Here is a 17,132-nt window from a genome sequence, read left to right as displayed (position 1 = left end):
CAAACCACCATAGATACGGCGAGGTTAAGACGCGATTAACCATCGGCCGCACTAGACAATTTGCGAGGTATTACCATATACTATTCTGGTATTACCTAGAGATCGAGCGATGACAACGACAGTCACCCGCAAGGGCCAAGTGACAATTCCGAAGCCAGTCCGCGACTATTTGGGAATCCAACCCGGCAGTCGGGTGGATTTTCGCCGCAGCGCCGATGGCGGCGTGGTCATCGAGAAAGCTGACGGGCCTCGGCCGCCGAGCAGGTTTGCCAAAGCGCGCGGGTCAGCCGGCCCGGGCATGACGACCGACGAACTAATGGCTCTCCTCCGCGGCGAACCGGAATGACATTGGTCGATTCGAACGTCCTCTTGGACGTCGTCACCGACGGCGAAACGTGGGCGGACTGGTCGCAGGGACAGCTCGAGCAAGCGGCTTCGGTTGGGCCGCTTATCATCAATGACGTCATCTACGCGGAGATCTCGACACGCTACTCTGCTGTCGAAGATGTGGACGCGATGCTCCGCAACCTGGAAATCAATGTGGTAACGATCCCGCGTTCCGCACTTTTTCTCGCGGGCAAGGCTTACCTGAGGTACCGCAGCGCCGGCCCTCGCACCGGCGTACTGTCCGACTTTTTTATCGGCGCTCACGCCGCAGTCGAGCAGCGGCCACTCCTGACGCGGGATGCGCGGCGCTACCGCACCTATTTTCCGACAGTTGAGCTGATCACGCCGTCAGAAAGCGGAGGATAGCGGCCGGCAGCGCCGCCGACCCGGCAGCCGCTCACACGCCGGCAGCGCCCTCCCGGTTCTGTTGTTCCTGCCACTTCGACGGCTCTCGTCCGGTCTTGCAATCCTTTCTTGGGGAGCCGAAGCAAAAAGAAAGGGGCTCCAGCTTGCGCTGGAGCCCCTCAACGGTCAGGGCATTGCCGGGTATGTGCCCGAACCGGAGTTGTGGATGCGACCCCTTCTTGGAGATCGCACCCCGGGAGAACTTACATGTTGTAGGCGCGCTCGGTGTGCTCGGTGACATCGAGGCCTTCACGCTCGGTCTCGACGTTGACACGCAGCCCAACGATCACATCGACGACCTTGAACAGGATCGCCGAGCCAATGCCGGACCACACCAGCGTGGTGCAGACACCCCAGAGCTGCGAAGTCATCTGCGCGACGAAGTCGTAGTCCGCGATCTTGCCGGCGACGTAATCCATGACGCCAGTGCCGCCGAGTGCGGGATTCACCAGGATGCCGGTGCCAATCGCGCCGACGATGCCGCCGACGCAGTGGACGCCGAACACGTCGAGCGAGTCGTCATAGCCGAGCGAGTTCTTCACCACAGTACAGAAGAACAGGCAGACGACGCCGACCACGAGACCGAGCACGATCGCACCCATCGGACCCGCAAAGCCGGCCGCGGGCGTGACCGCCACGAGGCCCGCCACCGCACCCGACAACGCACCGAGCACGGAAGGGTGGCCCTTGACGATCCATTCCGCGAACATCCAGGCCATCGCCGCCGCTGCGGTCGCAACGAAGGAGTTGGTCATGGCAAGCGCGGCGCCGCCGGAGGCTTCCAGGTTCGAGCCGGCGTTGAAGCCGAACCAGCCGACCCAGAGCAGCGAAGCGCCGATCATGCTCATGGTGAGGGAGTGCGGAGCCATCAGTTCCTTGCCGTAACCGACGCGCTTGCCGATCAGGAGCGCACCGACCAGACCGGCGATGCCGGCGTTGATGTGCACCACGGTGCCGCCGGCGAAGTCGATCGCACCCTTCTTGAAGATCCAGCCGGCGTCGGCGTTGATCTCGTCGAGTTTGGCCTGCGCCGCGGTCTTCGCCGCGCCGTCAGCCGCCGCGGCAAGCGCCTTGGCTGCATCCGTGATCGCGTCCGGGCCGGCCCAGTACCAGACCATGTGCGCGATCGGGAGGTAGATCAGCGTGATCCACAGCGGAACGAACAGCGCGATCGCCGCGAACTTCATGCGTTCGGCGAAAGCGCCGACGATGAGGGCAGGCGTGATCGCCGCGAAGGTCATCTGGAAGCAGATATAGATGAACTCGGAGATGTTGGCGTCGACGCTGAAGGTCACTGCCTTCGAATCCGGGGTCACGCCCATCAGGAAAGCCTTGGAGAAGCCGCCGATGAAGTCGGAACCGCCGGTGAAGGCGAGGCTGTAGCCATAGAGCGCCCAGAGCAGGATGGCGATGCAGACGGTGTAGAAGACCTGCATCAAGACCGAGAGCATGTTCTTGGAGCGGACGAGACCGCCATAGAACAGCGCCAGGCCCGGAATGGTCATCAACAGCACCAGCACCGTCGACGTCATCATCCAGGCGTTGTCGCCCTTGTTGACGGTCGGTTCGGCGTAGGCAGCGGTCGCGGCGAACAGGCCGACTGCGAAGGCCGCCAATCCCGCGCTATAGGGACGTTTAAACGTCATTTGATTCTACTCCTGAGTGGTAAGGTTTGTGCGCGAAATCAGAGGGCCGCGGCATCCGCCTCACCGGTGCGGATGCGAACCGCATGGTCGAGGTTGATGACGAAGATCTTGCCGTCGCCGATCTGTCCGGTCTTGGCGGCTGATGTGATGGCGTCGATGGTCTTGTCGACCTGGTCCGAGGCGACTGCGACCTCGATCTTGATCTTGGGCAGGAAGCTCACGGCATATTCGGCGCCGCGATAGATTTCAGTGTGGCCCTTCTGGCGGCCATAGCCTTTGACTTCCGTCACCGTCAGACCGTGAACGCCAATGGCGGTCAGGGCGTCGCGGACTTCTTCGAGTTTGAATGGCTTGATGATCGCCATAACAATTTTCATGGGTCTTGGTCCCCGCTTGGGCCCGGGTCGGGCGGACCGGGCGTTCTCGACTGAGGTTCACCACGCGGAGATGTTCACTACGCGGGCACAGCCGGGACCGTTAGAATCAAATGCCGTGCCAGATCGGGATCGTCCCCTAACAGATTATGAATCCGGGCCTTTTCGCTCTTTGCGGGAATTGCATCTTCCTGCGCCATTCCGTCGCGCCCAAAGCGTAGTCAGGCCTGCCCAAAACATGGGCAGGGCCTGACGGCCGACGCAATCGTGCTCAGCAGCAGGGCAAGAAAGCGGTACTTGAACGGTACTTGGGTGGGTGGACTACTGCAGGGCTTCGCCATGCTGCGAGATGTCGAGGCCTTCCAGCTCCTGCTGCAGTGACACCCGTAGCGGCGCGAACACGCCCACCAGCTTGAGCAGGACAAAGGTGACGCCGCCGCACCAGGCGAAGGTAACCGCGACGCCATAGAGCTGGGTCAGTACCTGCTGAGCGTTACCCTCGATCAGGCCGCTAGTGCCGCCGATTGCGTTCACCGCGAAGACGCCGGCGAGCAATGTGCCGGTCAATCCACCGATGCCGTGGACGCCGAACACGTCGAGCGAGTCGTCATACTTGAAGCGCTGCTTGAGCCAGGTGCAGGCCCAGAAGCAGAGCGTTCCCGCGACGATGCCAATGACGACGCCGTGCCACGGCGCAACGAATCCGGAGGCCGGCGTGATTGTGCCGAGGCCCGCAATCGCGCCCGAGATCATGCCGAGCACTGACGGTTTGCGCCGCGTCGCCCATTCGATCGCGGCCCAGGTCAGCGCGCCGGCGCAGGCGGCCAGATGCGTCGCGGTGATCGCCATGATCGCGCGCGAATTCGCGGCCAGCGCCGATCCGCCATTGAAGCCGAACCAGCCGACCCACAACAATCCGGTGCCGATCACGGCGAGCGAGAGGTCGAACGGCGCGAGGTTCTCGCTGCCATAGCCATGACGCCGGCCTACCACCATCGCCGCTACCAGCCCGCCGACGCCGGCGGAAAGATGCACGACGAGTCCGCCGGCGAAATCCAGCACGCCGCTGGTCGCAAGGAAGCCGCCGCCCCATACCCAGTGCGCGAGCGGCACATAGACGAACATGAACCAGCCGACGGAGAACAGGAGATAGGCCGAAAACCGCATCCGGTCGGCCACCGCGCCCGCCACCAGCGCCACCGTGATGATCGCAAACGTCATCTGGTACAGCATGAAAAGCGCTTCCGGAATCGTCTTGGCCGCCGGATTGACGCTTTCCATCGTCATGCCGATCAGAAACCAGCGGTCGAGCGTGCCGATCAAGGCGCCATCGCCGACAAAAGCCAGCGAATAGCCGAAGGCCACCCAGAGAAGCGAGATGATTGCGACGGCGGCGAGGCTTTGCGCCATGGTCGCCAGCACGTTCTTCTTTCGCACCATGCCGGAATAAAACAGCGCCAGGCCCGGTATCGTCATCATCAGCACGAGCGCGGTGGCAACGATCATCCACGCGGTGTCGGCGGCATTGATGGTGGACGTCTCGGCCTGAGCCGGCGTGATGAGTGCGAAGCTCGCCGCAAGCGTCATGAACGCAGCATTGCCTGCTGCGCGATACGATGGTGCCCCCATAAAATTCCCCCGGCCTGTTGTCGTTTCGTTGCCGTTTCTTGGCTTCGCGCATTCGGCGTCGTTGCCGCCGCGCCCTGAAGTTCGGTGATGTCTCAGAGCGCGTCGCTATCGGTCTCGCCGGTGCGGATTCTCAGCGCATGGTCGATCGGCGTGACGAAGATCTTGCCGTCGCCGATCTGCCCTGTACGCGCGTTCGCGGTAATGACCTCGACCGCCTTGTCCGCAACGTCGGAGGCGACCGCGATTTCGATTCGGAGCTTGGGCAGGAAGTTCACGACATACTCGGCGCCGCGATAGATTTCGGTGTGACCCTTCTGGCGGCCATAGCCCTTGACCTCCGTCACCGTCATGCCGTGGACGCCGATGGCCGTCAGCGCCTGGCGTACCTCGTCAAGCTTGAAAGGTTTGATGATCGCGACGACGAGTTTCATGGTCAGGCCTTCATTTCTCTGGGGTATTTTTTGAGCACGCGGCAGGCTGAGTGCCCCGACGGCGGACCGCCGACGCAAATCTGGCATCTTTCTGGGCAAATGGCACAAAAAAGTTGCAGGTAGAAGGGGAAAACATTTCGAGCTGGTGACATCGATCACTGTACAGGCACCTGTCACGTCCGCCAAAATGTGGTTTCACTCCCAGCCGCCCGCCGGCTCCCTCCATTTTCCACGGCTCAAGGAAATAAAATGTCGAACCGATCGTGGTTTTATGCAGCCAATGGCCAGCAACAGGGCCCTTATCCGGAGGCGCAGCTTCGCGACCTCATTACCCGCGGCATGGTCGGGGCGGATACGCTGGTCTGGACCGAGGGAATGTCAGGCTGGCAGCGGGCGGGAGAAATCCCGGGGCTGATACCAGGCGGATCGGGCCCGCCCTCTTTCGCGCAACCCGGCGGCCCTCCACAAATGGCCGGAAGCTATAGCGGAGGCCCGCTGTCGATCGATTTCGGAATTCTGGAGTTTGTCTGGCGCACACTCGTCCTCGTGCTCGGCCTCATCTTCATCATCCCCGGACCGTGGGTCCTGGTGTGGTACACCAAGTGGATTGTCTCGTGCGTGAAGGTGCCGGGGCGCCCGAACCTCGGCTTCGAAGGCGAGGCGATGACGATCGTGCCCTGGTATTTCGGGGCTGCCGTCGTGATCATCGGGGTCGGACTGACTGGCATCGAGTGGCTCAGCAATCTCGTCAGTCTCGGTCAGCTTGGACTCTATTGGCTTTTCGTGAAGTGGTTGGTCGCGAACCTTTCGTCCAACGGACAGCCGCTCGGGTTCAGCTTCTCCGGTTCGGTGTGGGCCTATGTCGGATGGTCCATTCTGGCCGTAATCTCCATCATCACGATTGTCGGGTGGGCCTGGGTGTATGTCGCCTGGCTGCGATGGTTTTGCCGGAACATCCAAGGCACGCGGCGTGAAGTCCTCTTCATCGGCAGCGGACTGGAGTTTCTTTGGCGCGCCATCGTGGCTGTGATCGGCTTCTTCTTCATCATCCCGATACCCTGGGTGTATCGATGGATGTCGCAGTGGCTCGCGTCGCAGACTGTTTTGGCGGAGCGCGGCGCGTACGCGAACGCGTGAGCCTCACTTGCGCTGGCGCACCGAGCCTTCCTGGGCGACGGACGCGACCAGCGTGCCATCGGGCTTGAAGATCAGGCCGCGGGTCAAGCCGCGGCCGTCTTGCGCGCTCGGAGAGTCCTGCGCATAGAGCAGCCATTCGTCGGCGCGGAACGGCCGGTGAAACCACATCGCATGATCGAGGCTGGCCGGCATCATGCGCTTGTCGAACAGCGTGCGGCCGTAGCGCGCCATTACCGCATCAAGCAGCGAGAAATCCGACGCATAGGCCAGCGCGCACAGATGCAGCGCCGGATCGTCCGGCAGCTTGGCTGCAGTGCGGATCCAGACATGGATGCGCCCGTCGTCGATCTTCTGGCCGAAATAGCGGCCGAGCTCGACCGGGCGCAGTTCGATCGGCCGGTCGGATTCGTAATAGCGGCGGATGAATTCCGGCATCTCGCGGAACATCGGTTGTTTTGCCACCTCCTCCGCCGTGAGTTTTTCCGGCGGCGGCACGTCCGGTATCTGGTCCTGGTGGTCGAACGCGCCTGCTTCCTCGGCGTGAAACGAGACCATGATGGAGAAAATGGCGTTACCGTGCTGGATCGCGGTGACGCGTCTGGTCGAATAGCTCTTGCCGTCGCGCAACCGCTCGACCTGGTAGATGATCGGAATCTGCGGATCGCCCGGCAGGATGAAATAGCAATGGATCGAATGCGGCAGGCGGCCCTCGACGGTGCGGCACGCCGCGACCATGGCCTGCCCGATCACCTGCCCACCGAACACCCGCTGCCAGCTCGTCTTCGGGCTGTTGCCTCGGAACAGGTTCACCTCGAGCGGCTCCAGATCGAGAATGGAAATCAGGTCAATCAGGCCTTTGGACATGGTGGTGCTTTCAATTCGTGGAGGCGCCGTCATTCCGGGGCTCCTCGAACAGGCGAACCCGGAATCTCGTGCCAAACCTCTGGATTCCGGGTTCGCGCTGGCGCGCGCCCCGGAATGACGTCTGGTTAAGGACCTTGTTTCTCGGCCCTGTTTCGCCCAGCTATTATCAGGTAGCAAGTCTGGTCTGAGGGCGTAACCGGGTACGGATCGCATGGCGACACAGCGAAGTATTGTCATATGCGGCGGCGCCTTTGCCGGGCTGGCGCTGGCGCTGGCGCTGCGCCAGGGTCTTGGCGCGGAAATTCCGGTTATCGTCGCCGATCCTACGCTCGCGGTGCGGCCGAGCCGCGATCCACGCGCGACCGCCATTGTGGCCGCCTGCCGGCGGCTGTTCGAGACGCTCGGCGTCTGGAACAAGGTGTCGGATTCGCAAGCCATCCTCGACATGGTCGTTACCGATTCGAGGCTGGATGACGCGACACGCCCGGTATTCCTGACGTTTGCGGGAGATGTCGAGCCCGGCGAGCCGTTTGCCCACATGGTCGAGAATCGCCGCCTGATCGACGCGCTGGTCGAGCGCGCCGAGGTCGAAGGCATCGATCTCCGGGCAACCGCCGTTTCGACCTACGATTCACGTTCCGATGGCGTCACCGTGACGCTCGCCGACGGCAATGTCATCGAGGCAAGCCTGCTGGTCGCTGCCGACGGCGCCCGCTCGCGGTTGCGCGAGCGCGCCGGCATTGCCACCCATGGCTGGGACTACGATCAATCCGGCATCGTCGTCACTGTTGGCCATGAACGGGATCATCACGGCCGCGCCGAAGAGCATTTTCTTCCCGCCGGCCCGTTTGCGATCCTGCCGCTGAGCGGAAAGCGCTCGTCGCTGGTGTGGACCGAGAGCCGCACCGAGGCCGCACGCATCACGGCGCTCGGCGAAGCCGAATTCCACGATGAACTCGAGAAGCGTTTCGGCCTGCACCTCGGCGAGATCAAGGCGCTCGACAAGCCGCGTGCATTTCCACTCGGCTATTTCGTCGCACGCTCCTTCATCGCCGAGCGGCTCGCGCTGGTCGGCGACGCCGCGCACGTCATTCATCCGATCGCGGGGCAGGGCCTCAACATGGGCCTGAAGGACGTCGCAGCGCTGGCCGAAGTCGTGGTGGATGCAGCCCGGCTCGGCATCGATCCCGGCCAGGCCGACGTGCTCGACCGCTATCAGCGCTGGCGGCGGTTCGACACCATGGCGATGGGCGTTGCGACCAACTCGCTGAATTTTCTGTTCTCCAACGAATCGACGCTGCTGCGCACCGTGCGCGATATCGGGCTCGGCCTCGTCGATCGCGCACCGCCGCTGAAGAACCTGTTCATCCGCCAGGCTGCGGGGTTGTCAGGTGAAGTGCCGCGGTTGCTGAAGGGCGAGGCGTTGTAAAGGGGCGAATGGCGAATAGGGAGTGGCGAATGGAATCTTGCTATTCGCTATTCACGATTCGCCAATTCCGCTAATCGATCTTCCTTGCCTCTTCCGGCAGCATGATCGGGATGCCGTCGCGGATCGGATAGGCGAGCTTGGCGGAACGCGAAATCAGTTCCTGCCGGGTCGAATCGAATTCGAGCGGACCCTTGGTCACCGGACAGACCAGGATCTCCAGCAGTTTTGGATCGACGGTGCCTTCGAGGCGTTCGGGCGCGGCGTTCATTTACTCTCTCCGGACTGATGTGGTCCTTAGCATACAAGATCGCGCGATGTCATGACGCCGACATAAAGCGCTCGGCGCCGTCGTCGTGCTCGCCGTGGCGGGTATTAAAGGCTTACTGCAGCCCGGTGTCGCCGCTGGTGCCCTTCTTGGCGAGGTCCATTTCGGTCACCGCGATCAGGATCTCGGCGCGGGTTTTCAGGTCGGGCGCCTCCAGCATCGCCTGCTTCTCCGCCGGACCATAGGGCGACATCATCGCGAGCGCGTTGACCAGCGCCTCGTTCGGCGCGCTCTCGATACCCTCCCAATCCACCTTCAGATTGTTGGCCTTGAGAAAATCGTTCAGCACATCGAGCAGGGCCGTGCGGTCGACTTCCTCTTCGCCCTTGCGCGCGACGAAATCGTCGGCATAGGGGAAGAAGTCCACCTTGCATTGCCGGTACGCCGTCAGTGCTGCGATTTCCTCGATCACCTTGAAGCGGGCGACCCCGGTCAACTCGAGGATATAGCGGCCGTCGCCGGATTCGGCGAGCTGGGTAATGCGGCCGACGCAGCCGACCCGGAACAGCTCGGGCCTTGCCTCGTCCCTGGTGTGGGAAATGTCCGGCTGGATCATCCCGATCAGCCGGTGGCCGTCGCGCAGCGCGTCGTCCACCATCGCCAGATAGCGCGGCTCGAAAATGTTGAGCGGCATCTGGCCGCGCGGCAGCAACAGCGCGCCCGGCAACGGAAACACCGGAATGATTTCGGGAAGCTCGCCGGGTCCGCGGTAGTCGGCATTGATCGGCATCTGCAGTCCCGGTCAGTTCGTTGGTTTGGCGTGTGCTCTCTTCACAAAACCATGGCCCACTCTTGTGGACTACGCCCTACGAGAAAAGAATCGTCGACAGCCGCTTTCGTCCCTCGACGGTCGCTTCGTCGGCGCCGCCCCATGCCTCGAAGAACTGCACCAGTTGCTTGCGCGCGCCGTCATCGTTCCATTTTCGATCGCGCTTGACGATTTCCAGCAACTGGTTGGTCGCCTCGGCGCGCTTGCCGAGGGCATTGAGCGCCGTCGCCAGGTCGAATCGCACCTGATGGTCGAGCGGGTTTGCGGCGACCTTTTGTTCGAGCTCGGTAACCGGGCCGACCGACTGCGCCTGTTCGGCGAGGTCGATCGAGACCTGCACCGCCTTGACGGCGGCGTCGTTGCGCTTCGATTCCGGCACCATCGCCAAGGTCTGCTTGGCCTGTTCGATCGCGCCCGTCGTCACGTAGCACTTTGCCAGTCCTGCCAGCGCGGCGATATTGGTAGCATCGAAACCCAGTATCTCGGCATAAATCTGTGCTGCGGCGGCCGGATCGCCCTCCGCCAGCACGGCCTCAGCCTCTTTCAGGATTTCCGCGATGTTCGGCTCGCCCGGCGCCGTCATGCCCTTGGTGAGCTTGTCGATGAAGGCGTTGACCTGGCTCTCCGGCACCGCGCCCATGAAACCATCGGCGGGTTGACCGTTGACGAAAGCGATCACGGCCGGGATCGACTGAATGCCCATCTGGCCGGGAATGGCCGGATGGTGGTCGATGTTCATCTTGACCAGCTTGACCTTTCCCTTGGCCGCCCGGACCGCCTTTTCGAGCACCGGCGTGAGCTGGCGGCAGGGACCGCACCACTCCGCCCAGAAGTCGATCAGCACCGGCTGCCGCTTCGATTCCTCGATGACATCCTTCACGAAGGTCTGGGTGGTCGTCTCCTTGATCAGATCGGGTGCTGCCTGCGGCGCCGGGCCGCCGCCCTGCTCAACTATCGTCACGGTATCCTCGCCTGATGTCTCGAGAAGGAACGCAGAAAGTCCGCTGCGGGTCCGGCTGCTTCTAGCACGGTCCGGAACCAGTTTCTCGTTCGCTAGATGGCGGCTTGGCCGCAAAAATCAATCGGTCCGGGCTTTGCTGTCCCCTGCAAGCTCTGCTGACCATGGGACATTCGGCGAATGAAGGGTCCGACGGCCGTTCCGGCCGGCATTTCCAACCGGCTCGGTGGTCCCGCGGCCAGTCGCCGCGAATCGGCTGTCACGCTAGGGCAAGGCCATCCTGGGTTCCCGGCGACGGCCCGAAGGCCGATAAATTCCATTTTGGCGTTGTTTCGGGCGGATTCGAGCCTATTTGTTAAGAAATCGGACCATCCGGAAAAACTTCGGACCGTACGCGGACTGTTGCATTCGCAGTCCGCATTTGGCATAGGTCTGCCGTTGACGGCGAGCGATCGCCGCCATCTCGGATGCGGGTGTAGCTCAGTGGTAGAGCACGACCTTGCCAAGGTCGGGGTCGAGGGTTCGAGCCCCTTCGCCCGCTCCAGATTTTCTAAAATCGGACGTACTGGATCCAACGACAGGCCGCCATTTTGGCGGCCTTTCGTTTGCCGCGCCCGACAACCCGGATGCGCCCTCGGCAGGCTCACCTGGGAATACGATAGACCCATATTTTGGCCTTGCCGGAGTTCACGCGGCCAAACAGACCGGGAAAGACGCCGCTGACCGGCTGGTTCAGATAGACGAACAATTGCCCGTCGCGGGTCGCCCTGAATTTCTCCTCGATACGGCCGTTCGCTGCCTCGCCATCGATGAAGTTCTCCTCATTGCCGGTCTCGCCGTAGCGAAGGATAACGCGGCCAAAGGGCCGGTCGAGCGTTCGCTTGAGCGGGTAAGCCGCCGCCAGCAAAGCAAATCGGCCCAGTGCGGCGGTCGGATCGGTTACACCGTCCTTCTTCCAGTTGGGCAGGAACGCGCGGAGCGGCATTCCGCCAGGGCCTGAAGGCGCACCGAGAAACGACCAGTCGCCATCCTTCTCCAGAATGAATTGATACTGTCCGCGCCTCTCGAGCATGACGCCGACAGGCGTGCAAAGGTCGGCGGTATCGAATGCGACGAAGTCGATCCCTCGGCACGCCGCCGACGTGCAGGTGCCCGGGAAGCTGCCGTCGGGTGCCCGCTTGCAAAGCTTCATATCGTCGGGGTCGCACACCTCCAGCGTGATCGGCCTCTCCGCCGGCTGGCAGAAGTGGCCAAGGCTATCGCGAATGTTGAAAAGATAGTGGCTGGCGAAAGCGACGCCGCCGACCAGGAAGAAAACCGCGAAGAATGCAGGCGCGACCTTGAGTTTGATGTTGGTGAGCAATCGCCGGTAGGCGTCCTTCAGTCTGAAGCGCGCGATGGTCCTGTCGCCGAGCAACATGGTGACCAGGACGGCAAAGGCGAAGAACTGGAAATAGGGATGGGTTATCCGGTCGATGAAAGTCTGCGGCGAGGCAGATAGCTTTGGCAAGCTGTAGCCGATCCAGCCCGGTATCGGATAGAGCGCGATCAACGCCAGGCCGGCCAAGACCGCCATTTGCGATGGGCTCAGGCCGAGCCGGGATTTGGATTCGCTCCGGTGCAAGTCGACTTTTGCAAGGCTCACCCGCCATGCGCGGCGCATCTGGTCGGTGATGCGGTCCTTGAGGCTGGCGCTCAACCATAGCAGCAGGGCCACAAGGCTGGCGCAAAGCACAAACCAGAGCGGCTCCCTCGCATAGGCGTTGATCCAGCGCGAGGCTGCGCCCGGCAACGCGAGCCCGACCATGCGAATGAGATCGGAAAGCGGCCGCAAGGGCGTGGTAAATTCGGCGGCGGCCGGCGCGGTCGATGTAAGCGGATAGGTCAGCAGATAGAGCGACGCGATGACGGTCAGGAAATAGATGATGCGTCGCCGCCAGATCGAACTTCCGACGACATGCTCCTGGGTGAACTCGCGCTGACGGGCGGAGGCCGGGCTCTCATATTTCGGTCTGCCCGGCGGGACGGTCAGCTTGTCCGGGGCGACGATCCTCTCGTCGTAGGTCAATATTTCATAGACCGGCGGCAGTGAGACCGGCGCATAGAGATGCGCATCGACGGAAACCCGATCGAATACGCTTTCGTGAACTTTCGGAATTGCGATCTTCACGCAATCGCGCTTGTCGTCGGAAAATTTGGTATCCGACAGCGCGGCCACGCTCCGTGGCCCGTAGCGGTAGTAACCGCCAAGCCCGTTGCGGGAATCGTAGATGCGGCCGTCCTTGTCCTGGGTCGACCGCACCCGCGCAAACGCGTCGGGATCGGCTCCCGGTGCCGCCTTCAAGGTGAGGCCGCGGCTGCGCGCCTCTGACAACATCCAGGTCAGCGACACATGGGCGAGCGAGTCGTCCGGATATCCGCCGCCGACATTGGAGTGAACGCCGGCGAACCAGACCTGCGTGATTCGTTCCGAACTTGTTTTCCGGGTGCCGGTGACAACGATTTCCGGACTCTCGTCCCACAGCAGCGGATGAAACGTGGTGCGCTCATCGTCGAGCGAGAGCGCATGGCACGCCTTGCGCACCAAGGGATGAAGCTGCCGGTCCGGCAGTTCGAGCGGCCAGAGATAGCGGCTGACGCCGCGCGTCATTTCGTCGATGGGCAAGCCGTAGGCGGCCACGGTATCCCACAGGCCGAGGAAAGCGATGTGACCGACCGGGCGCTCGCTCTTGTCGTGCTTGGCTGATACGAACAGGTTGCGCAGTTTTCGAAACACCCATTCGACTTGAAACCGCGATTTGAACGTCTCTGCCCGGTGCGCGCGGTAGGCCGCAGCGACCTTTCGATCGAGTTCTTGTTCGGTCTGGTATTTCACCAGGCCCTGTTCGCAGATCAGTCCGTTGACCACGCGGATGGTGAAGGCGCCCCGGCTGAACCCGAATGCAAATATGTCGTCGCTCTGCCAGGGACCGTATCTCTCCTCGCGACCCTCGGCCTTCGCAGCGGCAGCCTCGAGCGCCAGATAGTCGAGATGCGAGCGGTAGTTGCGGCAGGCAAACTTGTAGATGTCGAGCACGTTCCGCTTCAGGCCGAAGCCGAAGGCGCCGCCCAGGATCGCGAATGGCTTGAAGGAGGAGGTGCCGACCCCGTCGTCGTAAAATGCGATCTGTTGCGAACTTGTCAGATCAAGCGATTCGAAGACGCGCCATACGTTGGTGCGCCAGACCTTGCCGGCGGAGTTACCGGTGCCGTCCGAGAGCAGGATGATCCGCTTGTTCGCCATACGGACGCTCGCTCAAACCCGGCGGAGGGGAGACAGACATTTTGTCAGGAGAGGGTTTTCTCAGGGATTCATCCGCTGCTGTATGAAATGGGCCACAATTGCGTCGTTCGTTTATCGCTTGAGTATCACTTGAGTATCACTTGGCCCTACAACGCACGCGATCGCTTGATGTGGAACGCTGCCCACTCGTGCGTCTTGCAGTAAAGAGGCGCGTTAGCTCAACACGAATATTGCGATGCAGCGCGCGCGAGAGCGGATTGAGCGTGCGGCTTGGCAATCCGTCTCACAATTTGTCTTGGCCGGACAGAGCCGCGTGGCGCGCGTTTCTCTCCGGCAGAGGATGTGCTACCATTTTCGCGTCTGTTGCACTTCACCAGACCACGTTCGCCTTTCGAACGCTCAAAATAATAACAGGCGCAGCCGCCAGGCTGCATAGGGGAGTGACGCGATGAAATCGGCTTTCAATCGATCTATTCTTGCGCTCGCAGCAATCCTTGTTGTTGCGGGAGCCAGCCAGGCTCCCGCGCAACAAAAGGCCCTGAAGAAATACGAGTCCGGCACCAAGGATTTCTGGACCAACCCACCGCCAGACTGGTTCCTCGGCGATGAGACCGAGGAGCAAAAGGGCCTCGCTCCGCCGTCAGGGCCCCCGACAGGCGCCTCGGACGCAGAACTGGCGGCGCTGATGAAGAAGATCAAGCTGCCCGACGGCTTCAAGATCGAAGTTTATGCGTCTAGCGTGTTGTCCGCGCGGCAGATGGCGTGGGGCGACAAGGGCACGCTGTTCGTCGGCTCGTTCGACCTCGGCAACGTCTACGCAATCAAGGACAATGCCGGCAAGAAAGAGGTCAAGACCATCCTTAAGGGTCTCAAGATGCCGACCGGCCTCGCCTTTCTCGATGGCGCGCTCTACGTCATCGCGGTCGACAAGCTGATCAAATACGAAAACGCCGAGGCCAATCTCGACAACCTGGGCGCCGGCAAGGTGGTGTATGACGACATGCCGTCCTACATCGCCCATGGTTGGAAATACATCACGGTCGACAAGGATGGCTGGTTCTATCTGCCGTTCGGACCTCCCTTCAACATCGGCATTCCGCCGACCAGCGTTTCGCAAATACGCCGCGTCGATCCCAAGACCGGCAATGCCGAAATCTGGGCGCTCGGCGTCCGCAACAGCGTCGGCGGCGACATCGATCCACGCAGTGGGCGATACTGGTTCACTGAGAATGCACGCGACTGGATCAGTGACGACATGCCGAGCGACAAGCTCAACATGATCTCCAGGATCGGCGAGCATTTCGGCTATCCCTATTGCCACCAGGGCGATATGCCGGACCCGAAATTCGCGATGGGTCACAAGTGCTCGGAATTTACGCCGCCCGTGGTCAATCTCGGCGCGCACGTGGCGCCGCTCGGCATGAAGTTCTATACCGGCGATCAATTCCCGGCCGAGTACAAGAACAATATCCTGATCGCCGAACACGGGTCCTGGAATCGGCATAAATATCAGGGCGCCCGGATCAAGCGGGTCATCGTCGATGCCGACGGCAAGAACGCCAAATCGGAGATCTTTGCCTCTGGCTGGCTCGAAGGCGACCAGGGCTATCTCGGCCGTCCGAACGATATCATCCTCGACAAGGATGGTTCGATCCTGGTGGCGGACGACTGGGCCGGTGCGATTTATCGCATCAGCTACACCAAGAAGTAGGGTTTGAACTGGCAGAGGCTGCGGTTTGCCCCCGGGGAACGGGTGGCCGCAGCCTCTGTTGTCTTGATGCGTAGGGCGGAGAGTATTGAAATGCGAAGTGCATTGATGGGGTCGCTGCTGGCGCTCATGATATGCGTGCCGCTCGCTCACGCCGCCGATATCGCTGCCGGCAAGGCGAAAGCCGAGCTGTGCGTCGGCTGTCATGGCGAGGGTGGTATTTCGCAGATCGAGAATACGCCCTCGCTGGCGGCGCAGCCTGATCAATTCATCCAGTGGCAGCTCGTGTTCTTTCGTGCCGGCACCCGCAAGAACGAGCAGATGCAGCCGATCGTCGAACAGCTCAACAATGAGGACATCCGCAACCTCGGCGCCTACTACGCCTCGCTCGAACCGCCGAAGGCATCGAAGCCCGACGACAATCCCGATCTCTCCAAAAAGGGGGCGCAGGCGGCCGCCGGCCGGCGTTGCGCCTCATGCCACACCGATAGCTATGCCGGTACCAAGGGGGTCGCCCGCGTCGCCGGCCAGCGCGAGGAATATCTGGTCAAGGCGCTGCGCGAGTACAAATCGGGAGTGCGATCCGGCGGCGCGATGGCTGCGATGACGGATGTCGCCTATTCCCTCAGCGAGGAAGAGATCGAAGCCCTCGCGCATTATCTTGCGCATCTCTAGGCGGCTCGTCGTCCCTGCGAAACGCAGGGGCCCATAACCACTGCACTCAGCCGTTGAAGCAAAGCAATCTCCCGTGTGCCATTTCCGCAGGCCGCGGCGTATGGGTCCCTGCGCTTCGCAGGGACGACCGAGATAAAGTCGGGATGGCTACGCTGAGCGCTGCTTCTCATATGCCTTCAGATGCGTATAGGCGATGCGTAGCTTCGGCACCGGGATCTTGGCGGCGTCGGCGCGCGCGACGAGATCGCCGATCACGTGATCGGCTTCGACCGGCAGGCCTGCTTTGACGTCGCGGAACATCGAGGCGGTCATCGGCGAGCCCTCGGTCGTCAACAGGCCGCTGGTGCGCTGGAAGAACGGTCCGGTCGGCTCATAGCCCGACGCCTTTGCAATCGCGCTGCATTCGTCGAGCATGCCGAGCAGAAAATCCTTGCCGCCGGCGACCGCCAGGATGTTGCCGACCGAGGCGCGCATCAGGCAGGTCGAGGCCGCAAGCGAAGCAAGGAAAACCCACTTCTCCCACATGTCCTGCATGATGTGTTCGCTGGCTGCGGCGCCGAACTTGCCGCTCTCGAACACGTTTGCAATCGCACGCACCCGCTCCGACATCGAGCCGTCGCGCTCGCCGAAATTGAGCGACTGCATCGGCGCGAGCTGGACCACCTCGCGGGCCTCGTTGAGCGTCACCGCGATGGCGCAGAGGCCGCCGAGCACGCGGTCGGCGCCGAATTTCTTGTCCAGGACCTTGAGGTGCAGCATGCCGTTGAGCAGCGGGATGATCGCGGTTTGCGGCCCGACCGCAGGAGCAAACGACTTGATCGCATCCTCCAGGTCGAACGCCTTGCAGCTTAACAGCACGACGTCGAATGTCTCGGTGAGTCTGTCGGACTGTACGGTCGGCGGCTTCTCGAGCGTCACGTCGCCGGCGGGGCTCTTGATGACGAGACCTGCGCTTGCGAGTTCCGAAGCGCGCTTCGGCCGGACCAGGAACGTCACATCGTTTCCTGCCTGAAGCAGCCTGCCCCCGAAATAGCCGCCGATGGCGCCGGCGCCGACCACGAGAATACGCATGGATCAACTTCCTTTGTTGTTGGTCTTGGAAGGCGAATGGC

The 17,132-nt window shown here is 62.1% G+C and carries 16 protein-coding genes and 1 tRNA gene; 7 read left to right on the top strand and 10 right to left on the bottom strand.

Translation table 11 applies throughout. The features are described 5' to 3' along the window. Positions 1-109 precede the first annotated feature (109 nt). Together LMTR13_RS38465 and LMTR13_RS38460 are read left to right on the top strand one after the other, a co-directional pair. Positions 110-346: an AbrB/MazE/SpoVT family DNA-binding domain-containing protein gene (locus LMTR13_RS38465; protein WP_065732280.1), complete on the top strand. Its 237-nt coding sequence runs from the start codon at positions 110-112 to the stop codon at positions 344-346. Beyond that, positions 343-753: a type II toxin-antitoxin system VapC family toxin gene (locus tag LMTR13_RS38460; RefSeq protein WP_065732279.1), complete on the top strand. Its 411-nt coding sequence runs from the start codon at positions 343-345 to the stop codon at positions 751-753. The genes LMTR13_RS38465 and LMTR13_RS38460 overlap by 4 nt, the downstream gene beginning before the upstream one ends. Positions 754-995: 242 nt before the next feature. On the opposite strand, the gene LMTR13_RS38455 is transcribed toward LMTR13_RS38460, so the two are convergent. The 4 genes from LMTR13_RS38455 to LMTR13_RS38440 form a co-directional block, all read right to left on the bottom strand. After that, positions 996-2,438 carry an ammonium transporter gene (locus tag LMTR13_RS38455; RefSeq protein WP_065732278.1) on the bottom strand — a complete coding sequence of 481 codons (1,443 nt, stop codon included), beginning with the start codon at positions 2,436-2,438 and terminating at the stop codon, positions 996-998. Positions 2,439-2,476: 38 nt separating this feature from the next. Beyond that, a complete protein-coding gene (locus tag LMTR13_RS38450; RefSeq protein WP_008142813.1) occupies positions 2,477-2,815 on the bottom strand; it encodes a P-II family nitrogen regulator in 339 nt (112 codons plus the stop codon). A 318-nt stretch (positions 2,816-3,133) separates the two neighbouring features. After that, positions 3,134-4,399, bottom strand: a complete 1,266-nt coding sequence (locus LMTR13_RS38445; protein WP_236843527.1) for an ammonium transporter — start codon at positions 4,397-4,399, stop codon at positions 3,134-3,136. Between the two features lie 134 nt (positions 4,400-4,533). Beyond that, positions 4,534-4,872, bottom strand: a complete 339-nt coding sequence (locus LMTR13_RS38440) for a P-II family nitrogen regulator (RefSeq protein ID WP_028348351.1) — start codon at positions 4,870-4,872, stop codon at positions 4,534-4,536. Positions 4,873-5,121: 249 nt separating this feature from the next. Here LMTR13_RS38440 and LMTR13_RS38435 point away from each other — a divergent pair, with 249 nt between their 5' ends. Beyond that, positions 5,122-6,009 carry a DUF4339 domain-containing protein gene (locus LMTR13_RS38435; protein ID WP_065732276.1) on the top strand — a complete coding sequence of 296 codons (888 nt, stop codon included), beginning with the start codon at positions 5,122-5,124 and terminating at the stop codon, positions 6,007-6,009. Between the two features lie 3 nt (positions 6,010-6,012). Here LMTR13_RS38435 and tesB read toward each other — a convergent pair whose 3' ends face one another. Next, positions 6,013-6,873 (bottom strand): acyl-CoA thioesterase II, encoded by an 861-nt coding sequence (tesB, locus tag LMTR13_RS38430; protein WP_065732275.1) that lies wholly within the window; start codon positions 6,871-6,873, stop codon positions 6,013-6,015. A 211-nt stretch (positions 6,874-7,084) separates the two neighbouring features. Here tesB and LMTR13_RS38425 point away from each other — a divergent pair, with 211 nt between their 5' ends. Continuing rightward, positions 7,085-8,302 (top strand): ubiquinone biosynthesis hydroxylase, encoded by a 1,218-nt coding sequence (locus tag LMTR13_RS38425; protein WP_065732274.1) that lies wholly within the window; start codon positions 7,085-7,087, stop codon positions 8,300-8,302. A 70-nt stretch (positions 8,303-8,372) separates the two neighbouring features. Here the strand turns inward: LMTR13_RS38425 and LMTR13_RS38420 are convergent, their stop codons facing one another. From LMTR13_RS38420 to trxA, 3 genes are all read right to left on the bottom strand, one after another. Next, positions 8,373-8,570, bottom strand: a complete 198-nt coding sequence (locus tag LMTR13_RS38420) for a Trm112 family protein (protein WP_065732273.1) — start codon at positions 8,568-8,570, stop codon at positions 8,373-8,375. A gap of 112 nt (positions 8,571-8,682) precedes the next feature. Then, a complete protein-coding gene (locus LMTR13_RS38415; RefSeq protein ID WP_065732272.1) occupies positions 8,683-9,357 on the bottom strand; it encodes an LON peptidase substrate-binding domain-containing protein in 675 nt (224 codons plus the stop codon). Positions 9,358-9,433: 76 nt separating this feature from the next. Then, positions 9,434-10,357 (bottom strand): thioredoxin, encoded by a 924-nt coding sequence (trxA, locus tag LMTR13_RS38410; RefSeq protein ID WP_065732271.1) that lies wholly within the window; start codon positions 10,355-10,357, stop codon positions 9,434-9,436. 466 nt (positions 10,358-10,823) lie between these two features. Between trxA and LMTR13_RS38405 the strand changes: the two genes are divergently transcribed. Continuing rightward, a tRNA-Gly gene (locus LMTR13_RS38405) sits at positions 10,824-10,898 on the top strand. 99 nt (positions 10,899-10,997) lie between these two features. Here LMTR13_RS38405 and LMTR13_RS38400 read toward each other — a convergent pair. Then, complete coding sequence (locus tag LMTR13_RS38400) at positions 10,998-13,637, bottom strand: DUF2235 domain-containing protein (RefSeq protein ID WP_065732270.1); 2,640 nt, start codon at positions 13,635-13,637, stop codon at positions 10,998-11,000. Between the two features lie 448 nt (positions 13,638-14,085). Here LMTR13_RS38400 and LMTR13_RS38395 point away from each other — a divergent pair, with 448 nt between their 5' ends. After that, positions 14,086-15,348: a PQQ-dependent sugar dehydrogenase gene (locus LMTR13_RS38395; RefSeq protein ID WP_065732269.1), complete on the top strand. Its 1,263-nt coding sequence runs from the start codon at positions 14,086-14,088 to the stop codon at positions 15,346-15,348. Positions 15,349-15,438: 90 nt separating this feature from the next. Continuing rightward, positions 15,439-16,020, top strand: coding sequence for a c-type cytochrome (locus tag LMTR13_RS38390; protein ID WP_065732268.1), 582 nt, complete (start codon positions 15,439-15,441; stop codon positions 16,018-16,020). 147 nt (positions 16,021-16,167) lie between these two features. Here the strand turns inward: LMTR13_RS38390 and panE are convergent, their stop codons facing one another. Then, positions 16,168-17,091: a 2-dehydropantoate 2-reductase gene (gene panE, locus LMTR13_RS38385; protein WP_065732267.1), complete on the bottom strand. Its 924-nt coding sequence runs from the start codon at positions 17,089-17,091 to the stop codon at positions 16,168-16,170. Positions 17,092-17,132 lie beyond the last annotated feature (41 nt).

The organism is Bradyrhizobium icense (assembly GCF_001693385.1).
Classification (GTDB): Bacteria; Pseudomonadota; Alphaproteobacteria; order Rhizobiales; family Xanthobacteraceae; genus Bradyrhizobium; species Bradyrhizobium icense.
This window is presented reverse-complemented; position numbering and strand designations above follow the sequence as displayed.

Bases quoted from the DNA above. Each gene is read 5' to 3' on its own strand.
- LMTR13_RS38455 (WP_065732278.1), bottom strand. From the start codon at position 2,438: ATGACGTTTAAACGTCCCTATAGCGCGGGATTGGCGGCCTTCGCAGTC.
- LMTR13_RS38395 (WP_065732269.1), top strand. From the start codon at position 14,086: ATGAAATCGGCTTTCAATCGATCTATTCTTGCGCTCGCAGCAATCCTT.
- panE (WP_065732267.1), bottom strand. From the start codon at position 17,091: ATGCGTATTCTCGTGGTCGGCGCCGGCGCCATCGGCGGCTATTTCGGG.
- tesB (WP_065732275.1), bottom strand. From the start codon at position 6,873: ATGTCCAAAGGCCTGATTGACCTGATTTCCATTCTCGATCTGGAGCCG.
- LMTR13_RS38435 (WP_065732276.1), top strand. From the start codon at position 5,122: ATGTCGAACCGATCGTGGTTTTATGCAGCCAATGGCCAGCAACAGGGC.
- LMTR13_RS38400 (WP_065732270.1), bottom strand. From the start codon at position 13,637: ATGGCGAACAAGCGGATCATCCTGCTCTCGGACGGCACCGGTAACTCC.
- LMTR13_RS38425 (WP_065732274.1), top strand. From the start codon at position 7,085: ATGGCGACACAGCGAAGTATTGTCATATGCGGCGGCGCCTTTGCCGGG.
- LMTR13_RS38440 (WP_028348351.1), bottom strand. From the start codon at position 4,872: ATGAAACTCGTCGTCGCGATCATCAAACCTTTCAAGCTTGACGAGGTA.
- LMTR13_RS38415 (WP_065732272.1), bottom strand. From the start codon at position 9,357: ATGCCGATCAATGCCGACTACCGCGGACCCGGCGAGCTTCCCGAAATC.
- LMTR13_RS38460 (WP_065732279.1), top strand. From the start codon at position 343: ATGACATTGGTCGATTCGAACGTCCTCTTGGACGTCGTCACCGACGGC.
- LMTR13_RS38465 (WP_065732280.1), top strand. From the start codon at position 110: ATGACAACGACAGTCACCCGCAAGGGCCAAGTGACAATTCCGAAGCCA.
- LMTR13_RS38450 (WP_008142813.1), bottom strand. From the start codon at position 2,815: ATGAAAATTGTTATGGCGATCATCAAGCCATTCAAACTCGAAGAAGTC.
- LMTR13_RS38445 (WP_236843527.1), bottom strand. From the start codon at position 4,399: ATGACGCTTGCGGCGAGCTTCGCACTCATCACGCCGGCTCAGGCCGAG.
- LMTR13_RS38420 (WP_065732273.1), bottom strand. From the start codon at position 8,570: ATGAACGCCGCGCCCGAACGCCTCGAAGGCACCGTCGATCCAAAACTG.
- LMTR13_RS38390 (WP_065732268.1), top strand. From the start codon at position 15,439: ATGCGAAGTGCATTGATGGGGTCGCTGCTGGCGCTCATGATATGCGTG.